Genomic DNA, 20109 nt, shown 5'->3' with positions numbered 1-20109 from the left:
ATTAGGAAAATCTGCGAAATCTCTGCTGCCGCTCGTCCATAAACTAGAGCCTCAATAATCGGGGTCGCTATGGATAAATTTTCAGAAATTGAAGCGGGTGCGCACAGTGGCGCGATGGGTAATAACAATTTGCCGGAGCCTACAGATGGACAGAAGGTGGCCGGAAACTACAAAATGGGGCGCATCTCACTGCACGGCATGAGAATCGCCATTGAGAATCCACGCGGATCCGTACGTAGCGGCGTCAATCAAGCGACCGGTGTGCAGTGGTCAAACCGAATGGCAGCCCACTACGGCTACATTGAGGGCACCACAGGCGCAGATGGTGACGGTATTGATGTATTTATCGGATACATGCCTGAATCTACAAGAGCGTTTGTCATCAACCAGATTAATCCGAATACAAAGGAGTTTGATGAGCATAAGGTAATGCTCGCATTTCCTGACGCGGAGGAAGCAAAAGCGGCCTATCAGGGGTCGTACGATCGCGGATGGGCTGGATTTGGAAATATGATTGAAGCCTCAGTCTCCCAGGTAAAGTGGTGGGCTAAAAATGGGGATATGACGCGCCCATTGGTTAGCAGTTCACTGCCAGTAAATGGATATGAGGATATGTCTATTCCGGAGTGGGTTGACGGCGATGAACACGGCGGTTTCCCCCTCAACGCTTCTCTTGATTCAGTTCTGTATGATATCCGTCGCCACGACCAGGCCGGCCTAATGTTTGATCCTATCGAAGTGATGGACATTATCTCCGATGCAGATGAAGTGGTCGCGCTTGATGCCCTGGTGATTCCATTCTCTCAGATGGAGCGGAAGCTATCACAAATTAAAGCGGTGATGGAACGATCTGGGAACGATGTCAAGCCGATCGCAATGCAAATTACTGACCCTTTCAAGCAGCACGGTGTAACTAACGTTGCAGCAGTTTTTGAATTGTCTGATGGGCAGACAATCAGTGCCTTTTTCCATAACCCTGACAATACTCCCAATAAGCTTGCCCCTGCGGATGAAATGATCTCTTGGAAATGGCTGCTGAATAAAAAAGACATCACGATTGTCGTTGCCCCTGAAAATGGCAATGAATTGAATCCTCGTGAAGTTGCCCGGCGAATTATGCGCCTGGCAGAGAAAAATTCTTCGTCCTTTCAGCGCGCCAATATCAAGCGTACTGAGCGCATGGGGAGAATTGCGTCGTTAAAAGAATCTGTTTCATCCAAAGAAGTTGAACTGTCTGAGCTGCAAAAAATATTAGCTAAGAAAAAGGAAGAACTTGAAAAGCTAACTGCCGGTAAGTCGCCTGCAGAGCCAGCAGATCCAATTGATTTGGTGCGCAAGGCAACTTCGCTTGGCAAGCAGGCTTTTGCTGATGGAAAGCGGCGCGCCCCAGCCCTGAACTCTGAATTGATGGATTTGCTATCTGGGCTGAAGGTTGGCGAGTCAGGGGGGATATTGCAGGCCTACATTAGGGCTTGGGATGCGGCAAATTTTGCGCATCACATTCCAGAGGCGTTGCTTGCCGAGAATGCGCAAGCCGAAGCTTTGCCTTCTGATAGCCAAAAAGAGGTAATTAAAGCTGAAAATGAACCGGTTACGGTTGCAGAGCCGCCGAGCGAAGTGTCGCCTAATCCTGAGGTTTCTACTGATTCGCTTGAAGCTGCAAAAGTGATCATGCAAACAGCTGACTTCAAGTCAGCGTTGGCCGCCATGAAAAGTAGCGCGAACTTCATTAATACCATCGACAATGGAGGTAACAAAGGCTACAACCGCAGCTTATTCGTCAGTAGCATTTCAAACAAAATGAAAGTGAAGGCGAAAAATAGTCCTTTGACTGCAGCGCTATTGCTGGCGGCGCTATTTGAAATGCAGGGCGATTTCAAGAAGCCCGCAGTCACCATGGCTAATGGAATTTGGAAGTTGGTTCCGGATTGGGAGCAGTACTGCGTACTTTTTAAAAAGCAGGATGCGAAACCTATTGCCTCTGCGGATGAAGGCCAGGTACAAACGCCAAGCCGCAGTGCCGTGATCGTGGTTGGCAGTGAACTCGGTAGCTTTCCGGATACACCAGAAGGGATAAGGGAATTACGCTCAGCTGCTAAAAGCTATCTCATGGGGCTTCGTGGCGAGTGGGTTGATTGTGCGTCGATTGGCCGCAAAGTCGAGATTCGTACCCGAGGCATTAAAGAGATGATGTCTTTCTCAGCTGATGCGCGAAAACTGAAAATACTGTCGTCTATTAAGTCGATTATCGCGACCGCATTCGATCCAAAAACAGAAGAGAATTTCAAAAAGGACAAAAAGCCCCATGTAATTTCTTACCTGAAGCTGAAAAACATAGTTGAGCTCGCTGGCGAGTCGATTTCTGTTGATGTGGTTATCGAAGAGGATGATAAGGGATTGCTGCACTATGACATGCTGCTTGATGCTGGTGTCGTAGATACAAAAACGGCACTCGATTCCTCAAGCGCCGCCTCTGTATCGGGAGTTTCCACGAATCACAATTCCGCGATTACCGACACCTTTAATATAAACCCAGGCGAAACGGAAGTCAACGCCGTTTTTGACTCGGTATCGGGTATGGTGTTGAATCTGTTTATTGTCGGTGAAAAGCCGGAAATCATTGAGGTTGATCCGGCGGCGCGCATTCAGTTGGCGATTGATGACCCAATCGATAATCAAGCTTGGCTGCTGACGCCTGACGAGATTAAGGCTCTCTCAGTAGATGACTACGAGGCCATGCAGTCAAAGCTTACAGCGGAGAATTGGCACTCTGAAGCGCTTATCGTAAAGGCTGCACGCATCGGTACGTTAGAGCAATGGACGGAAGCTAATTCCATAGAATTTGAGCGTGATTTAAAGGGAAGTTTGACGGCAGATTTGTCTGTTCGGCGTGATGCGCTTGAAGCTGCATTGCAGGCAAACGGTGGGGGCGAATTAAACGATCAGGGTTCTTCGCCATTGGATGTCTTTGAGGGTTCCGGTGGCGAGGCATGGCAAGTAACGTGCGCCAAATGGAAGGAGTTAATGCGAGGCCACTTTGCGTTTATTGGTCAAACATGCGATCGCACGGATGAGGATAGATTCGCCGAATTTCATCGTGGCGCAGTAAAGTCAGCACTTGATTCCGGAAAGGCCGTTTCGGACGACGTTTTAGCCGACTACCCTGGCATGAAAGCGGAGACGCAGCAGGAAAAGGATGCTCGCTATGCCGAAGCAGAAACTAGGCTGGAAAATTTCATAAGTCATGCCGCCGGCGAGGATGTTGACGTGAAAGCCAATGCAGCGACGGAGCCAAATTCCATAATTGATCCACAAACCAATACAGATCCTGATCCAGTTTTGTCGGCGCCAGGCGGCGAGATGTCTAATCCGCTTGAAGAAGCCGCAGTAATTTCGCACGATTCAGAGCCGGGAGCGGATTTTGATACCCCTGAATCCATCCTTAACAGTGCTGATATTGAAGAGCCTGCGCAACTTCCAATCCAAAATCAATACGCCGACGATGAAGCGTTTATGCAATCTGTTATCGACGGAAAAGCTGATATTTGGGAGGCTGACTTGGCAGGTAAGCTGGAGGCTATTCTTGGTCGCGTTTCTAGCGATGTGGCAATGCAGGCTTTGTGGATGAAAGCTATTAATGCCTACTCATCGCAAGCGCTGGCACTGGCTCAAAAAACAATGAATGGCTAAAGCAGATGGATGAAAATCTCGGTGGTAAAGACCTCTCTATTAACGTGGATGCTGCCGGGGTTTCTCCGGCATTTTCGTGTCCTGAATCAATTCCTACTGAGAAGAGTGGCGTTTCTTCGATAGTCGACGGCACCTCTTTATTGGGCAATTTAACTGATGCCGAAATAGAGTTTTTTACTATTCCAGCTCTGGATGATGCAAGCAGCCCAATTGAATACTTGAAGTTGACTTCAGAGTTGATGCAGTTGCTGCCAAAATTTGTGGCTCTAAAAGCTAGCGATGAACTGGCTGATAAGGTGGCGTTGATGAAGGTCACTGCTCGAGCCATGGAAATTCAAAAACTTCTCGGTGGAAATGCTCGCGCTGAAGCTGAGCCGGCACCAGATACCTCCATCTATTTCGAATTTAACCAGGACATCAAGCCAAGCCAGCGGCAGAAAGATAACCGCGCCGCGATCAATCTTCTGGCCGACATCAAGCAAGGAAAGGTGGATGGAGCTACGCTGACCGGTGAGCAGAAGCAAATATTAGCCAAGTACTCCGGTAACGGTGGTGGCATGACGGGTGCCGACGGTTTGAGTGGTTCCCAGTACGAATATTACACGCCAAAGCCTTTGGCACAGGGTATCTGGTCACTCATGGAAGAGATGGGTTTTGCTGGCGGTAAGGTGTTAGACCCCAGCGCCGGTACGGGCATCTTTGGTGCGACCTCGCCAAAAAGTGCCGTAATTGACGCTATCGAACTGGATGAAACTTCCGGCATGGTCAATAAATTGGTGAATGGCAGTGCCAAAAATAACGTCACGATCAGTGCGTTTGAGGCGATTGCTGCCAATACGCCGGATGAAACCTATGACGCGATTGTGACGAATGTCCCGTTTGGCGACAACTCGGCGCGGGGCAAGGAAAAGCTGAAAGATCCGCGCTATCAGAGCGAATCACTGGAGGCTTATTTCATTCTTAGAAGTTTAGAAAAGCTACGCCCAAACGGATTGGCTTGTTTTGTCACGAGTAAGGCTTTTGTGGCTAATGCTAGCGAAAATAGGCTGAGGTACCGCGCCTCGCTCAAGGCGGAATTTCTGGGTGCGTACCGCTTGCCGAACAAGATGTTTGATGCAGCCGGTGCCGATGTAACGACAGATGTGATCGTATTCCGTAAATTCAGCCGCGAAGCCAGCGAAAAGATACAGGAGCTGGTGCAACAAAACCCCGACAAGCTGCATGAGTGCAATGTGCTCTGGGATGAATTCCTGGTGGGTGGCTATTTCAAGGGCGAAGGCAAGCGCTTCATTCTCGGCAAGACTGAAATGGGCAAAGGGCGCTTTGGTGACGTAGAGAAGGTGATGAGCGATGATAGTATTGCCAATATCTCTCGGCTCTTGCGCAAGTTCCCCGATTCCCGCATTGACTGGCAGGCGTTGAACGCTGCCCCTACCGCGCCCATCGTGTATAGCGATGGCGATGCTATCGCGGTTGCCGGTCGCACAATGACCTACAAAAACGGCGTATTCGTCCCAGTTCCGCTGACTGAACAAGATGTTGAAATCGTTGACATCAACGAAAGCCTGTTCTCACCGCTGCAAGCCGTCAACAAAGGCGCAACCTGGGCGGACGCCGCGAAGTTGCACAAATACCTAACCGACAAAGCCGACTATAAAAACATTCCGACGTGGATCAAGTCAGTTGTACCTAGCATCAGTTCATCTATCGTGCTGGCGGATCAGGCTGCCGTATTCGATGCGCTGAAAACCGCTTTTGCCTTGCAAGATGTGGTGAATCAGCATGTGACCGAGGAGCCGTTCAATTATGCCGAGGCTTACCCTGAGCTGTCCAAGTCCATCCGCCTGAACGTAAAAAACGTCAAGCGTATTCCTTCCTCTGTCCCTAAGCAGGTACGCGATGTGGCTTCGCTGCTTGGTATCTGGTACATCGCCAAGACGCAAAGTTTCCGCGACCGCTGGCTGGGTACTTCGCTGGCTGAGGTAGTTATCAACGAACTCAAGCCAACGCAAAAATACGAGCTGGCTAAGTATGAAGCGGCGAATGATGCCGGTTTTGTGCCATTGGATCATTTGACTGAAGTAATGGGGGAGGGGTTTGATCCATTAGAGTCGAATGAGTGGTGTGTGTCTGGCGATGGTAAGGGCGTTATGTCTGCCGATGATTACTATGCCGGGAATTATGCGGACTTCATCGCCAAAAATAACCAGGAAATCGAGCAAACCAGCGACCCGGTATTGCGCGAAAAGCTGGTGCGCCAGCGCCAGAATGCGCAAGATCGCCTGATTCGCACCGATATTAGCGCGCTAACACTGAACCTGAACACGCCCTATGTAGACGTATATCGCAAGGTGGAATTCCTACGTAAATACGTGCATCCGGGCTTTTCGGTGTTGGCAAACGGCAATGCACCGGAAATCGCCTTCGATGGTAAGAAGGCCAAGGGCATGACGGATAGCCAGCTGCGCAACATGAAGCGCTTTGCCGACTACTTGAAGCGAGGCGTGTTGAGCACGCTGACCGATAAGGATGAAAAGGCGGCAAACGCTAATCTGGACGCGTTGCGCACTGAGCAACTGAAGCAACTCATCACTCAGACTAACCAAAAATTTGATGCCTGGTCAAAATCCAATACTGGCGTTCAATCCAGTCTGAAGGCGCAATTCGATAATCCTCAAAACCTATTCTTTCGTGAAGTAGACGATAACAGCCCACTTGCGATAGACGGTTTGAACCAAGGGTTTCAGCCGCACGACTACCAAAATGCCGCTATCCGACGTTATGCCAAGCGTATGAGCGGTATTTTGGGGTTCGATGTTGGGCTTGGCAAAACAGCGACCTCCCTGATTACGATCCAGCATATACAGTCTATCGGCGCGAAGAAAAAGACCGTTTTCGTTGTGCCAAATTCGACATTGACAAACTGGCGCAAAGAAACAATTAGCTGCTATAAGTCAGTGGATGACTGTCTTTTTGTTGGTTTGGACGTCGACACGGATGGCAATGCAGCGATGAATTCGTCCAATTACGCTCGCGACCTGAATACCATACTGGAGAATAAACATCGTAAAATCTTCATGACGTATGAAGCGTTCAACATGATTCCGCTGCGCGCCAATACGATAGAAGAGTACGAAAGCTACCTCGGCACTGTCGATTATTCCTACAATTCCGGCGACAGCAACAGCAAGGCTGCGGCGATCGCCAAGGAAGGAAAGCTGAAGGGAGTGACGAAGATTGGCGCTCAAGGTTCTGCCGCCGTGCCGTTCTTCGAGGATATGGGGATAGATTCCCTGGTGACTGATGAAGGTCATTCGTTTAAAAATTCCAAGGAAACAGTCGATTTTAAGCAGGCCAAGTTCTTGTCTGACCCGAGCACATCCGACCGTGGCATGGATATGCAGATGAAGACTTGGTATATCCGCGGCAAGTCCAAGCTAAAGGATGGTGTTCTGATCCTGACTGCGACACCGATTACCAATAGCCCGCTGGAAATTTATTCTATGCTGACACTGGCCGTCGGCGAGGAAGAGGTCAATCGCCGCATGGGTGGTGTGCGCGGCGCAGATGCCTTCATGGAGGCATTTTGCGATATCTCCGAAGAAGAAGTTACCTCGCTGGCTGGAACCGATAAGCTGCAGCGCGTTTTCCGTGGCTTGCAAAACACCAATCTGCTGCGTGATGTACTGGGTCAGATTTGCAACATTAAGACCGCCAAAGAAGTTGATTTGAAAATTCCGGATGCAGATGAAATCGCGACCTCTGTTGAGTTACCGCCCGATGTTGTGGCGCAATTGCAGATGCTCCAAAAAATTTACAGCATTGCCTCGAAAATGGCGCGTGGCAACAAAGATGTATTGCCGGAAGAGGAGGAACTGGTGGCGCGCTATCAAGCCATCAGCAAGGAGCCGATTGACCTGATCGGCCATCCGTTCAATTTCATCAACAAGGTAAGCAAACTGATTGCCGACCCTGAGTTGGCGCGGCAAACGACCGTCTACGTGTATAACGATAGCCAGGCAGACATCGCCGAGAAGGCCGTCGCCGAATTCAATGGCAAGAAATTCACCGAGGAGCGCAACCGCCCATCGCTGACGCAGGATGAGTCCTCTATTCTGAGCCGCAAGATCAAGAAGTCCGGCGCGGATAGCGGGCAGGATGATGTCGAAGTGCTCAAGGTGCTGGTAGTGGCGAAGATTGCCGGTGATAAGATCGTGATTGACACGGAAAATATCGATACGCAAAACAAGTTCCTGAAGATCGCGGACAAGCTCAAGCTGAATCTTGATGTGACGATATCGCCTAAGCTGGCAGCATTCCTAGATAACTTCCAGGCTGAAAACGGCAATCCAAGGGGTAAGGGCAAGGCTAAGCAACTGGTGTTCTGCGACATGCTGTCTCTGCACAATAAGCTGAAGATCATGCTGAAAAACCGCTGCGGCATTGATCCTGGCAAGATAGTCATTGTCAACGGCGTGACCATCTCGGACGCCGCGGACATGCAGGATACGCAGGACGGTTTCAATGCGGAAGGCGAGGAAAATAAGTATCGAGTCGTGGTCGCTAACAAAAAAGCGGAAGTTGGCGTGAACTATCAGAAAGGTACGCAGGCCATCCATCATCTGACGGTGGGCTGGACGCCGGATAGCATCCACCAGCGCAACGGGCGCGGTGTGCGCCAGGGTAATTATGTCGGTCGTGTAGCTATCTACCACTACGATGCTGACGGCACCTTTGACGAATATAAGCGCAGCATCGTCAGCAAGAAAGCTGACTGGATAGGCGAACTGATGGCGAACAACGGCAGTAACAAAGTCAAGATTGCCGGCGGCATATCAAATTCTGACGTAGAAATGCTTGCTGAGGCTGCCGGCAGTGCAGAGGGTATGCGTAAGGTGCGCGAGAAAATTGCGCGCCGCGAGGTCGTCGAGCGCAAGCGTGCGGCCAAGGATGCATTGACAGCAAATATAGAAACCATGCTGGCACAGCGAGAAATAATCGCCAAATATCCGACTGCGAATGCGTTTCTTGCCGAAATGGTGGCGGATGCAGCCGAGGCGTATCAAGCCTTACGCTCTGCTGCGGCGAGAAAGTCCGTTATCGATGACTCTGACGATTCAAAGGCGATTGGGCGCGCAACTGATGCGCTGGCGAAGGCGCAGGCATCATACGACAGACTGATCGCACCTATCAAGGCATCACTGGCTCCATCGTACGGCGCAAACACGATAGAAAAGCAGTTTGATAGCTACGGCTGGCTTGAGCATTCTCGTGGATCCCGCGTGCGTGACAAGGTTAGCCGAGACAACATCATCAATGACGTGTCCAGGAATGCGCTGGGCACTTTTAAAATCCTTGAAGCATCTATTGTCATGCAGGAATGGCAGCAAGAGGTCAGCATTGCCGAATCGCTGGCGACGGATTCTGAGGCCAAGGCGCGCACCCTTTGTGCAGACGCTGGCGTATCCTTTGGACGCATTGACCAAGCGAAAGCAGGCCAGTCGCGCATCATTCGTGGGCAAATCGTCGGCACCGGTGACTTTGTAATTGATCGCAATGATACGTTATGGGTTGTTTCAAACGGAGAAACATCCGAATTAAGATCTATTGGAAGTGATGACTTCAAAGGGCGTGTTTCGGATAATAGCGTGTTGTTCACCGGAAAAATAATCACTCAAGAGCATCCTGATCAGGAAGTTTATTTCGAGACAGTGTCGCGTGCGGTCGATATCGACAATGCGCTCATTAAGCGCTTTGATGGAGGTCTTCCAAAAGAAGGGCTGAAATATTTATATTCTGCATACAATCTCGATGTCAGGGCTAAGCTGGCAATTCGTCCAAATCTACGAGTAAGGGCTGAAGTTGTTCGTTTTGACGCTCCCAAGTATCAGTACGTTATTAAATCTGGTGCTGATAAGTCGATTGCTCTAATCAAGAGTATTGCGGACTCTCAGGCTCCGGATGTCACTTTGGTTGGGGGGGAGTACGGGAAAGATGATGTTCTTGTCGATGAGGCTGTCCGTGTCGAACAGTACGGCATGCCGCAGACCGCAGATGTCACTTCAGAGTTGGTTAAGTATGCGATCGCAAACGGGTTTCAGGTGAGCGTAGCGGCGGTGAACGCGGCTGCCTACTCTATTTCTACTGAGTACAGCATCATCCTGTATTTAAAATCTGCAATGGAAAGAAGTGGTAAGCGCGTGAATGAGGCGGACTTAGCTCAGTCAATCATGCAAACGCAATCGGTTGACGAGTTGGATTCGTTGATGTTGAGTACGTATCGAACGACATATTCTGCATTGGATTGGGAAGATCCGGCCATAAGTGCGAGCTTATCAAATTTCTATAGCTACTCTGTTAAAAATGTCTATGGAAAAAAATACAAGGAGTTGACCGAGCCGCCGAAGGTCGAGGAAGTTAAGCAGGACGAAGTTGTATCCGCAATCGAAAGTGGCGCATCAACTGAAGTTTCTCCACCAGGCGGGAACTATGTTGCAATCATCGGAAACACTTTCCCATTCAATAAAGATGAGAGTTTCCGTACTATGGCGCAATCTCTTGGAGAGGAAATTGCCTTTAAGGGAGCAAAGCGTATCGCACCAAAGGATGCTGGAATTGTTGCGAAGTTGCCAGGTGCGCCTATCAATTCTTGGGTTACAACACGAAGATTTTATAACTGGCTTCTTGAAAATCGCGCAGATAAAGTCCGTCAATTTAACGTTTCAATCGCATAAGGTACAGCATGATGAAAGCATTTGTGAACTATCTCCCTGATCAGGGGTATCTGCGCGACAAGCTGGCGGATTACCGGCATGAGTTCGAAACTCGCTATCCAGGTAAGTCGCATAGCGATTTCATGGCGGAGGTCATGGTACGGCGGATTCAATCAAGTAAAGCAGCATATTTGCGCTATGGCGCATATTGGTGGGCATTGAAGGCCGCATTGATCGAGAAGGGCTATGACTTTTCCGGTGTTGGCGAGCCCATAATTGAAATGGTGTACACCGGTTTAAATGAATCCGGGTTGTTTGATCCTGATGTGACCATGGTAGCTGCGTTTGAGTTTGCAACTTGGTATGACGCTACCCAATTCCAGGGCGTACGTGAATTTGACTTATTTGGAGATGGTGAATTCTGGTCGCTTTATGATGAGAGCATGGAATTTCTCTGATCGGCAATAAGAAATCTCGCAGCTATATGTACGCTGCGAGATTTGATTCTTCATTAGTTTCCAAGCCAAACTCGTTCAAGGTCAGCCCAATCATAAAGTTGACTAAGCATGCCGTTCAAGTCTTCCAGTGCCGAATAGTCTTCACAGTCGATAAAACTATCTGCACGGAGGCTTTCCATACCCTCGACAATTTCAAGCAATTCCGAATCACACTCGTCATTACTCAAATCGAGAAATTTTGCCGGAATTTTGGAGCGCAGAACAGCCGCTATTTCATTTGCAACACTGGCGGCATGTTCTTCTGACTCATTTTGTGGGTCGCGACGAAGAATATGCTTGATGTTTATTGTTCTATCCCATACAGGCTTCCCTGCAGCTCGCCGTTGCGATGCCAAGTTATGGGTAGAAACGATTTGACCTATGTTTCTCGCTGGTATCATTTTTGTGACTTACTCCAAATGTGTTAGTGAATAAATGTCCATATAGCCTTGTGTATTCAGATCAGTGAGGATTGATAACGTCAGTATTGCATTGAATTGCCCAGGCCATCGCACCGACTTCTTTTTGAACGCCTAAAGCTTTTTCCTCGCTAGCCTTTACGCCTTGATAAAGCAACGTGCCGTCTGCATGCACCAGATCGCATTGCGTAACGACGGTAGCGCGCCGTTTGCTGCAGAAATATTCATTTACACGCATGAACGTTAACGCGTTGTCACTCATCCACCTTGGTTTTGGTGCTTGTTTTTGCATATTCGGGCTCCTTAAAAATAAATAGGTAAATTCAATTGAGAATAATAGTAGCCATAAATGGCTTTTGCGGCAAGGTATTTTTATTCTCTTTGAGTTGTGTTGAATGGGAAAATTGGGCTTAGCTAGATGCATTTGACCACGCAAAATGACGCTATACCATTGGGGAAGCCTCATCTATGCCAAACGCAGTTGATAAATCAAAAATTGGGATATTCAGTAAATTAGGTCAGTCGGCAAAGACTTTTTTTAACCGTAATATAGTTCCCGCGCAACAAATCTCTGAGGCCGATGGCTTTACATTCAATGGCGGCACCACGATTTCTGCGCTTCTCGGCAGTGGTCGTCGGGTAGCAAAGGCAAGGCAATCTATCTATGAAAAATGGTCATTCATGGAGGGTGATCCGATAGTAAGTAGTGCCCTGATGCTGCTGGTCACATCTGCACTTGGTGGACATGAGACTACCGGTGATGTCGTTTTCATTGAAAAGACCCCAATTGCCGAAAAAGACAAGAGGCTAGGCGCAATTGCCGATGAAATTTCAGCCGATTTATCATCCTTATTTAATCGGGTTGCTTACACGTCTGCATATAACGGCGCGGCATTTGGTGACTCTTATGCTCGTATCTATTCTCATCCTGGCATTGGCGTAACCGATTTATATGTCGATGAATTGGTGCGGCCTACACTGGTTCAACCATATGAGCGTGGCAGTAGAACGGTTGGGTTCATGATTTACTCAGGGCAAAAGCTGGTAGATCGCCTGCAACTTGACCAAATGGCGCGCCTGAAGATGCCTCGCACGTTATGGGTGCCGCAATACTCGGTAGTTGAAAAAGCCTTTCGGATGACCCTTCAGGAAGATGATGAAAAAAAATTGCCTATTCTTCCTGGCATGGTCGGCGGCTCGTTCCTCTATCAGGCAGAGGAGGCATACGACAATCTGTATGCATCGTTGCTCGGTTTGCTTGGTCAGCGCTGGATGGATTCCATTGATGAGCAAATGATTAGCATCAACATGCAATCGATGACCTCAGGTCAACAAGACAAGTTCCTGAAAACCTTCACCACGATGTTGCGCGCATCAAAGCAGCGTGCAGAGGACGCAGTTAAGAATGGGCGTCCAGTGATGGAGCGCATCCGGCATTTAATACCGGTGTTTAACGAAAAGCAGGTTCAAACTATTTCGACCGCTCCAAACGGTGCGGCTGGCCGGGGTGGCACGATTAGCGTTGAGGACATCATGCTTCATGCCCGAATGCTGAGTGGCGCGCTGGGTGTTGATCTTTCCATGCTTGGATTCGCTGACCAGTTGTCCGGTGGGCTTGGCGACGGGGGCTTCTTTCGCGTTAGCGCGCAAGCGGCCGAACGGGCTCGAGGAATTCGCCATGCCTTATCTGAATTCTTTTACTCAATCATCGATATTCACACGATGAAGCGGTACGGCATTGTTTTTGAGCCAAGCAATCGTCCATACAAAATTAATTTCTATGGCTCGATTTCCGCTATGGAGTCGGAGAAGGCAAAGACGAAATCAGAGGCGCTAAACAGCGCAGCACTGTTCGTCCAGGCGCTGCAGCAAATGAAGGATCTTGGTCTGCCAAAAAGTATTTTCCAATCGATCCTTGCTAATCAATTCCTGTTGGATGAGGAACTTGCGAAGCTGTATGCAGAAATTGCAGATATTAAGCCGGAGATTGACGACGGTAAAGATGGCGAATATGCGGAGTAAATATGGGGCTGTTTGATAATGTTTCGCAAAAGTTGCAAGGTGCGAAAGGGGCGGTGCTCAGTGCTGGCTCCAGCATAGCTCAGGCGCAATTAAAGAAGCACCTTCCGGCCGGTGCGGGTGGTTTGATTGGCGCGGGCGCCAGGCTATTGAGCGGGAACGTGAACGGCGCAATAGCATCTGCGATTGGTGTTGGTATGGGGGCGCTTCGTAAAAAGTCGTCTATTGGCGCCGACATAATTGATCAGATGCTTTACATGCAAACGCCTACTCCGTGTTTTGGAGGGATATCGCCATCTGAGGCTAAGCGTATATACGACGGATATGCGAATACTGATTTCGCAAGGAAAAATCTTTTTCTTATCGAGGTCACTGATGTTAGTCCTGCCGATGACGATTCTGGAATGTATATGGAGGAGGGTGGGGTTACCGGCACCTTCAATATGTTTGCTACAGAGGTTTCATATTCCCCGTGGACTTTGACGGGCGAGAAGCGAAAAATTGGCTCTACCTCTGTTGATTCGCTCTCGGCATCTGAGCCAATGGATATGCGCATTACAACACTTGATGATGCGAACGGAACTTTGAAAAAATGGTTTGTCGGGAAATGTAAACAGGCTGTCCCCAGCGACGGAACAGTAGGGCTTCCAGCTGATTTCCTAATAAAAATTCGACTGGTTCACTCATTCATTACAGATGAGTCTGGGGGCGCAGATGGGTATGTTGATACTGTCTATGTACGACCGGGCAATATAGATATGGAGCTGTCCCGTAGAGATAGCGCGATGCAAGAACTGGTGCTGACCTTTGTTCAGTTTGATAATTATTTCCCGGTGACATAAAAATGGCATTAAAGAGCGATAACCTCGGATTCCTTATGGGTGAGCCCGTTGACTGGGCAAAGGCAATCTCTATTTGGAACGATATACGTGCTGATGTAGCGGCAATACGCTCCGCAATGGGTGCAAATCAGGCTGCCATGAATTCGGTTATTAAGTCGAAGGCTGCAAATGACTCTACGGTAGTTCCAGTTGATTTGAAAAAGAAAAGTGATGTGACTTTGCACCAGGTCGCGCAAAAAACTTCCACGATAAACGTTGAGAATCCGGACTCAAAAAAAGCTATCGATGAATATTTATCGCAAATTAAGCCCCGTGAACGAGATGCGTCTGGGAGATTTATAGCAGCATCAAAGCCTAGTGGTGAAAATTTAATAGCGCAGGAAATTTCAAAGTCGGCGGCCTCTAATAAGTCGATGCTGGAGAAAATAGACCGGGCGGCGAATGGCCGATTTTTAAAGCGCAATGAAGTAGGGGATCCGGACGGCGGCACGTCAAACGGAGGGTTGAAGCATCTTAAATCAGCTGCAGTCATGGCTGTAGATGCTGGCAAATCAATGATGAGCCAAGACTTTGATCCGACTATCGCCGCTGCGAACGAGATGAAGTCTTTACTGGCTCCAGTCGGAAAAATTGCAATTCCAATGGCACGCGGGGCAATACGACTTGGCCGGAGTGGCGCCGCAGGGGTAAGTTCCACAGCAGCGGCTAGAACTGACAATGGTTCTGATATGTCCCTGCGTATTGAGAAGCGTAAGCTTGCATGGTATCAGCAGATATGGGGCGCTCTCACCGACATTCGGCGTGGTGATGAAGATCAGGGTAAGGCAATCCAGAAAAAGCTGGACGCTCTTGGAGATCGCACAAAGCTTGGCGCTGCCGGTAATAGTTCATCTGGCGTTGGAAGTTTCCTGGGAATGCTTTTAGCGCCGCTATTAAACTTGTTGAGGAGAGTTCCTGTAATAGGCGGACTGATTCCATCGTTTGGTAGCGCGCCGAAAAAGGGATTAGTTGAACGTGCGAAAGATGCTTTAGGCGTAGGAGGGAAGGCCGCTGAAATTGGCGCAAATTCTTCAGCAGCCGGGGGCGCAGTTGCTGCGGAGGCCGGCGTAGCAGTCAAATCTGCTTCTAAGCTGGGGCGATTAGCTGGTGGTGCAGGGAAGTTGCTGAAGAAAGTCCCTATATTGGGTACGTTGCTTACTCTCGGCGGCATGGCGATGGATGCGAATGCGACTGAAGCTGACTCCACGCTAACTGATGACCAGAAAAAGGACAGGCATATAGAAAATGTGTCAGGCACGGCAGGTTCTGTCGGCGGGATGGCTGGCGGTGCCGCGCTTGGCGCGACCATCGGCACTTTTATCTTACCTGGTGTTGGCACTGTTATAGGCGGTCTGCTTGGTGGTTGGCTAGGAAGTGTCGGCGGAGAAATCGTAGGTAAGGAGATCGGCGGATGGGTCAATGACCTACGCAAGTCCGATATGCCGAAGCGAATAATGTCGACCTGGAATTCAATGACAGAACTGATTTCGTCTGGCTGGAACTCTGCTGTTATGGGGATCTCGAGTACATGGGACGCCGGCGTCAAAAAATTCAATGACTATTTCGAAGATGTTTCGAAAACCGTCAGTAAGACATTCGGGGTTGTTATTGATGCGGTCAAGGGGTTCCTCAAAGATAAATTTGGCCTCGATATTGATAAGGTTATCGAGGATGGTAAGAAAAAGGCCTCAGAAATTGTTGATGGAGCATCAAAAAAGGTAGGTATTGTCAAAGATGCCGTAATTGAAAAGGCGACTCAAGTTAAAGAGGCATCGGCTCCAATAATTGAGAAGGGCAAAGATGCAATTGACGGAGCGGTCGCCGCAGCCGCTAATACTCGCGGCGGCAGGGCTGCAATCGCAGCTAGCAGCGCAATTGTTGATGGTGCACGGAGTTCTGGAAATTGGATTTTAGGGCAAACATCAAAAATGTTTGAGTCTGGAAAGGCCGGAGCCGGGGCTGTTTCAACTGGGCGCGGAGACAATGGTGGCGTTTCATACGGCACCTATCAACTCTCTTCGAAAGCTGGTACGGTAGATAAATTTTTATCATCTACTTCATATGGGGATACCTTCAAAGGGTTGAAGCCAGGTACGAAGGAATTTAGCGATAAGTGGAAAGATGTTGCTAAAACTGACCCAAAATTTGAATCTGCACAGCATGATTTTATAAAAAGCACTCATTATGATCCAGCAATGAGCGGTCTTAAAAAATCAGGTATCGATCTGTCAGATCGTGGCTCTGCTGTTAAAGATGCAATTTGGTCAACCAGTACTCAATTTGGCGCTGGAAGCGATAAATCAAAAACTGGTGCAGTATCAATGGTCAAGTCGGCCTTGGGTGACAAGGATCTCGCAAAAATGAGTGACGCAGATATTGTTTCTGCGATTCAAGACTATAAAATAAAGAATAATGATGTATTGTTTGCAAGCTCTAGCAAAGAGCAACGAGCGGGGACTCTTGCTAGGGCTAGTAAGGAAAAAGATCGGCTACTTGAGTTGGCGTCATACCCATCTGGATCTCTTTCGAAGGCATCTACAGAAGGAGTGACTACTAGCGATAAAGGATCTACGCCTGAATCTGCAATTCCATTGGATGCCGCCATTCAACCTACTGCGGCTACATTAGCTAAACAAGGGGCGATAATTCCAGATGTGTCGGATGTAAGTGCGCCAAAAGAATCGCCAAAAGATGTCCGGAGATTTGGGATGACGTACGATAATTCTGAGTTTGCATCGTTATATAAAAAGAAAGACGGAACACAAAATACGCCGGTACTTGGAGGAGAGTCCATTGCAGACAAGATTAGTGATAAAGGCATTGACCCCATGTCGCAGGATGCAATGTTCGCTCCATCTCTTCCAGGTGCCGCGCCTAAATACAGCGAGCCGTTACCGCCCTCTGACGTATCAAAACGATCATTCGCTCCAATTCCTTACTATGAGCCAGATGAAGATGACGATGATGAGGTTGCTCCAACAAAGATTGGGAATAGCGCCGTTACGAATTATGGGGAATCTCCAATTTTGAGCGCGCAACCGGTTGCCGTCCCTTCTATGCCGGCCATGCCTAGCATTCCTGAAATGCCAAAAATGCCAGCACAGGCCAGCGCAATTCCTGAGGCTCCGTCGTCAAGTGTTATGACGCAAATATATGGATCGGAAAAACAAAGTCCACTGAGCGTCAAAGTTGATAAGGGTGATATCGGTCAAGACATCAAAGATAGAGGCATTGCGCATATCGCAACCGGTGGGATAGGTGGGAATTGGCGCGGCGGCTAGGCAATCGAATATTTTGCAACAAAAAGCGTATTACTTTTTATACGCTTTTTGTTGCTTTAATTTGCCATCGAAAGTCAAGAGGGCAGGCCGCAAGTGGCGCATTCAATCAACTTCCGATTAAAGTTAATTTCCTGAAATTAGCTTTAATTCAGATGCTCTTGCTGCCGTTAATTTTAACTTGCAAGATGATGCATTCAGTATTGATGATGTTCCGCCATCTGCGTCAATGTATGAGTCGCAATTGGTATCTCGGTACTTTATCCAGGCTCTCTGGGCATCAAGAATCCTTTTTCTTCTTTCATTCGATACGACTTTCATCACCTGCTTGTAGTTTATGTTTAGCAGCTTGTCTTGCCTTGTGAATTCATCATCATTGCATGCAAGCATTTCAGTGGTTATACCATCCGATTTACTCATGCAAATCTCATAATCCTTTGTGAAAGAGGCCTCTTCAGAATAGGCTGATGTTGAAGTGAAAATTAGGGTTGAAAGAAGAAATGCGTAGCGAATCGGTTTCATAAATATAAATGTTATTGTGATTCACTGATTATAAAATTACCTATCAATAATTGCTAATTTGATTATTTTGTGGTTAATAAAATTCATATATAGATTTTTTTTTGCTGGCAAGTAGGTATCGCTAAGAAGCGGGTGGTTTAATGTACTAATAAATAAAAAAATGAAAACATATTGTGTTGCCAAAATTATTCATATATGGCTATAATTGCGCCGAAAAAGCCTAATTTTTGATTGGTTTGACATTTGCACTTCTAAGGAATAAGATTTCTGCATCGCTGATAAAGAGGCGATCGGGAGTGGAGTCCTGAAACCAAAATGGGCGCGAAGCCTACATCATGTCGGCTTTTTTTTCGCGTGGCGCAGCTGTTACCTATGGGGGGCTGTGCGAGGGAGTCGTAAGGCTCGCTAGTTTTCCTTTTGGCTAGAACTCCAACCTCGTACAGTCTCCCACCCCAAATTGGAGTTTGGAGTGGTTGATCTCTGAAATCAATCAAAAAGGTGCCACTATGTCTAATTCCACATCATCCGCAGCTCTTGCAACTTCCATTGTTTCTATTACAAACGACCGTGCGGTTACTAGCAGCAATTTAATTGCTGAAAAGTTCGGCAAGCGCCATGCGGATGTGTTGCGTGCAATTTCAAAATTGGAATGTTCATCGGAATTCACTGAACGCAATTTTGCGCTGAGTGAATTTTATGATTCAACAGGAAGAAAATTGCCTTGTTACGTAATTGCAAGAGATGGCTTCATGTTCCTTGCTATGGGTTTCACTGGTAAAGACGCTGCTAAGTGGAAGGAGGCTTACATTGACGCGTTTAACAAGATGGAAGAGGAGTTGGCGAGAATTTCAGGCCAAAGTCGCGCCCCATATTCTGTAAATTCACATGACGTTTTGTCTGCTGACCAGGCTGAAGAAATTCGCATGACGTTGAAAGCAACATGCGACCACCTCCCTAAAGATAAGCAGGCCACTTTTATGGTCAAGGGATGGTCAAGGCTAAAGTCGCATTTTGGCGTCAACTATCGCGAAATTCCAAAGGCAGAGTACTCCGAAGCTTTATCTCTGATAACGCGATACGCTGCTGAATGGGAGTTGCTTGAGTCGCCGGCAATTTCACCGGTTGAGCAAAAAAAATACTCTTATCCAAAAGAAATGCTTATGCAGCCTCATTTTTGCGGAACTCGTGAGGATGGGTCATTGAAGCTTCCAAAGCTCGATTTACGCACATTTGCAAATGCAAGGTTTTCTTCATCAATCGCTAAATTATTGGAAGAAATGCATCAGGATGGGCACAATGTCGATGCCCCTTATATTGAGTTTATGGCGATCCAGTCTGGGGTTAAGATTCTTGATTCCCAAGTAGGCGCGCTATCTTTAATTGGGACTTCTGCTGGTAATGAAGCATTAAAAATGCTATTCCGACAAACTACTTAGTATTGAAATACGCACTAGCCCCGAAGAAATATCGGGGCTTTTTCATTTCTAAGGCATCTTATTCCATGCGTTTTTTGGAAAAGTCGCGGACTAAATCGCTCCCCCTCTCCTTAAAGTAAAGACTTTAGACATTTCCCATTTAGGAGGGGCAATGACAATTTCTGCATTAAATTTACTCAAGGGTACTTATGGCTCGATTCGAGCTATGGGTGATAAGGTAATTTCCTCAGACGGCGCACTCGAAATCGAGGGTTTTGAGGACATGTGGATGCTGACGAAGCAGTTTCCATGGCCTGTTATGTCGTCGGGTGGCGAAATTGAAATTCCAATGCCAATGGGAATGAATTCAACTCAGCCGCAGCAGACTAAAATCTACCATCAAGGGGCGATTACGCTGTTCGAAACAACCGCAAATCACGTTTCGGCCATGATGCTGTCCCAGCTTCGAAGCGGCGCCCGCTTCAATGCAAAAGTCTATGAGGGCGTTCCAGAATCGTTCATACGTGCCAAACGAATCGTCGACTGCTTCTTGGTCTTGGATAACCCTGACCGAGATTGGGAGAACCGATCCCAGGTTATGACAATTACAGGGACTATTCATTTCCACTATTTCGGAGATGATATTCCTGGTAATCGGGCGCCTGTCTAATTCGC

General features: G+C 48.0%; 11 protein-coding genes. 8 read left to right on the top strand and 3 right to left on the bottom strand.

All coding sequences use genetic code 11. The annotated features are described in order from the left end of the window. Positions 1-69: 69 nt before the first annotated feature. Genes EYB48_RS05580 through EYB48_RS05570 form a run of 3 tightly spaced genes read left to right on the top strand, consistent with a single transcriptional unit; the run spans position 70 to position 10861 of the window. Entirely contained in the window at positions 70-3690 is a 3621-nt protein-coding gene (locus EYB48_RS05580) for a defense against restriction DarA-related protein (protein ID WP_162019308.1), read from the top strand. Positions 3691-3695: 5 nt separating this feature from the next. Continuing rightward, positions 3696-10424, top strand: coding sequence for an SNF2-related protein (locus tag EYB48_RS05575; RefSeq protein WP_162019307.1), 6729 nt, complete (start codon positions 3696-3698; stop codon positions 10422-10424). An 8-nt stretch (positions 10425-10432) separates the two neighbouring features. Further along, positions 10433-10861, top strand: coding sequence for a hypothetical protein (locus EYB48_RS05570; RefSeq protein WP_162019306.1), 429 nt, complete (start codon positions 10433-10435; stop codon positions 10859-10861). 53 nt (positions 10862-10914) lie between these two features. Here the strand turns inward: EYB48_RS05570 and EYB48_RS05565 are convergent, their stop codons facing one another. Together EYB48_RS05565 and EYB48_RS05560 are read right to left on the bottom strand one after the other, a co-directional pair. Further along, positions 10915-11301, bottom strand: coding sequence for a hypothetical protein (locus EYB48_RS05565; protein ID WP_162019305.1), 387 nt, complete (start codon positions 11299-11301; stop codon positions 10915-10917). A gap of 61 nt (positions 11302-11362) precedes the next feature. Beyond that, positions 11363-11611 (bottom strand): hypothetical protein, encoded by a 249-nt coding sequence (locus EYB48_RS05560; protein ID WP_162019304.1) that lies wholly within the window; start codon positions 11609-11611, stop codon positions 11363-11365. 176 nt (positions 11612-11787) lie between these two features. On the opposite strand from EYB48_RS05560, the gene EYB48_RS05555 reads away from it, so the two are divergent. Genes EYB48_RS05555 through EYB48_RS05545 form a run of 3 tightly spaced genes read left to right on the top strand, consistent with a single transcriptional unit; the run spans position 11788 to position 17500 of the window. Next, positions 11788-13341, top strand: coding sequence for a hypothetical protein (locus EYB48_RS05555; RefSeq protein WP_162019303.1), 1554 nt, complete (start codon positions 11788-11790; stop codon positions 13339-13341). Positions 13342-13343: 2 nt separating this feature from the next. Next, a complete protein-coding gene (locus EYB48_RS05550) occupies positions 13344-14180 on the top strand; it encodes a hypothetical protein (protein WP_162019302.1) in 837 nt (278 codons plus the stop codon). Positions 14181-14182: 2 nt separating this feature from the next. After that, a complete protein-coding gene (locus EYB48_RS05545) occupies positions 14183-17500 on the top strand; it encodes a VgrG-related protein (protein ID WP_162019301.1) in 3318 nt (1105 codons plus the stop codon). A 123-nt stretch (positions 17501-17623) separates the two neighbouring features. Here the strand turns inward: EYB48_RS05545 and EYB48_RS05540 are convergent, their stop codons facing one another. After that, positions 17624-17917, bottom strand: coding sequence for a lysozyme inhibitor LprI family protein (locus EYB48_RS05540; RefSeq protein ID WP_162019300.1), 294 nt, complete (start codon positions 17915-17917; stop codon positions 17624-17626). A gap of 608 nt (positions 17918-18525) precedes the next feature. Here EYB48_RS05540 and EYB48_RS05535 point away from each other — a divergent pair. Both EYB48_RS05535 and EYB48_RS05530 read left to right on the top strand, forming a co-directional pair. Continuing rightward, entirely contained in the window at positions 18526-19455 is a 930-nt protein-coding gene (locus EYB48_RS05535) for a Rha family transcriptional regulator (RefSeq protein ID WP_162019299.1), read from the top strand. A gap of 151 nt (positions 19456-19606) precedes the next feature. Further along, complete coding sequence (locus EYB48_RS05530; RefSeq protein ID WP_162019298.1) at positions 19607-20104, top strand: hypothetical protein; 498 nt, start codon at positions 19607-19609, stop codon at positions 20102-20104. Positions 20105-20109: the final 5 nt, after the last annotated feature.

Origin of the sequence: Cognatundibacterium crateris, assembly GCF_010078235.1 — a bacterium.
GTDB lineage: Bacteria > Pseudomonadota > Gammaproteobacteria > Burkholderiales > Burkholderiaceae_D > Undibacterium > Undibacterium crateris.
The sequence above is the reverse complement of the archived record's forward strand: the minus strand, read 5'-3'. Positions and strand labels throughout refer to the sequence as shown.

What these genes read in the sequence shown, in the direction of transcription:
- EYB48_RS05530 (WP_162019298.1), top strand. Translation starts at nt 19,607, where the DNA reads ATGACAATTTCTGCATTAAATTTACTCAAGGGTACTTATGGCTCGATT.
- EYB48_RS05540 (WP_162019300.1), bottom strand. Translation starts at nt 17,917, where the DNA reads ATGAGTAAATCGGATGGTATAACCACTGAAATGCTTGCATGCAATGAT.
- EYB48_RS05575 (WP_162019307.1), top strand. Translation starts at nt 3,696, where the DNA reads ATGGATGAAAATCTCGGTGGTAAAGACCTCTCTATTAACGTGGATGCT.
- EYB48_RS05545 (WP_162019301.1), top strand. Translation starts at nt 14,183, where the DNA reads ATGGCATTAAAGAGCGATAACCTCGGATTCCTTATGGGTGAGCCCGTT.
- EYB48_RS05555 (WP_162019303.1), top strand. Translation starts at nt 11,788, where the DNA reads ATGCCAAACGCAGTTGATAAATCAAAAATTGGGATATTCAGTAAATTA.
- EYB48_RS05565 (WP_162019305.1), bottom strand. Translation starts at nt 11,301, where the DNA reads ATGATACCAGCGAGAAACATAGGTCAAATCGTTTCTACCCATAACTTG.
- EYB48_RS05535 (WP_162019299.1), top strand. Translation starts at nt 18,526, where the DNA reads ATGTCTAATTCCACATCATCCGCAGCTCTTGCAACTTCCATTGTTTCT.
- EYB48_RS05580 (WP_162019308.1), top strand. Translation starts at nt 70, where the DNA reads ATGGATAAATTTTCAGAAATTGAAGCGGGTGCGCACAGTGGCGCGATG.
- EYB48_RS05560 (WP_162019304.1), bottom strand. Translation starts at nt 11,611, where the DNA reads ATGCAAAAACAAGCACCAAAACCAAGGTGGATGAGTGACAACGCGTTA.
- EYB48_RS05550 (WP_162019302.1), top strand. Translation starts at nt 13,344, where the DNA reads ATGGGGCTGTTTGATAATGTTTCGCAAAAGTTGCAAGGTGCGAAAGGG.
- EYB48_RS05570 (WP_162019306.1), top strand. Translation starts at nt 10,433, where the DNA reads ATGATGAAAGCATTTGTGAACTATCTCCCTGATCAGGGGTATCTGCGC.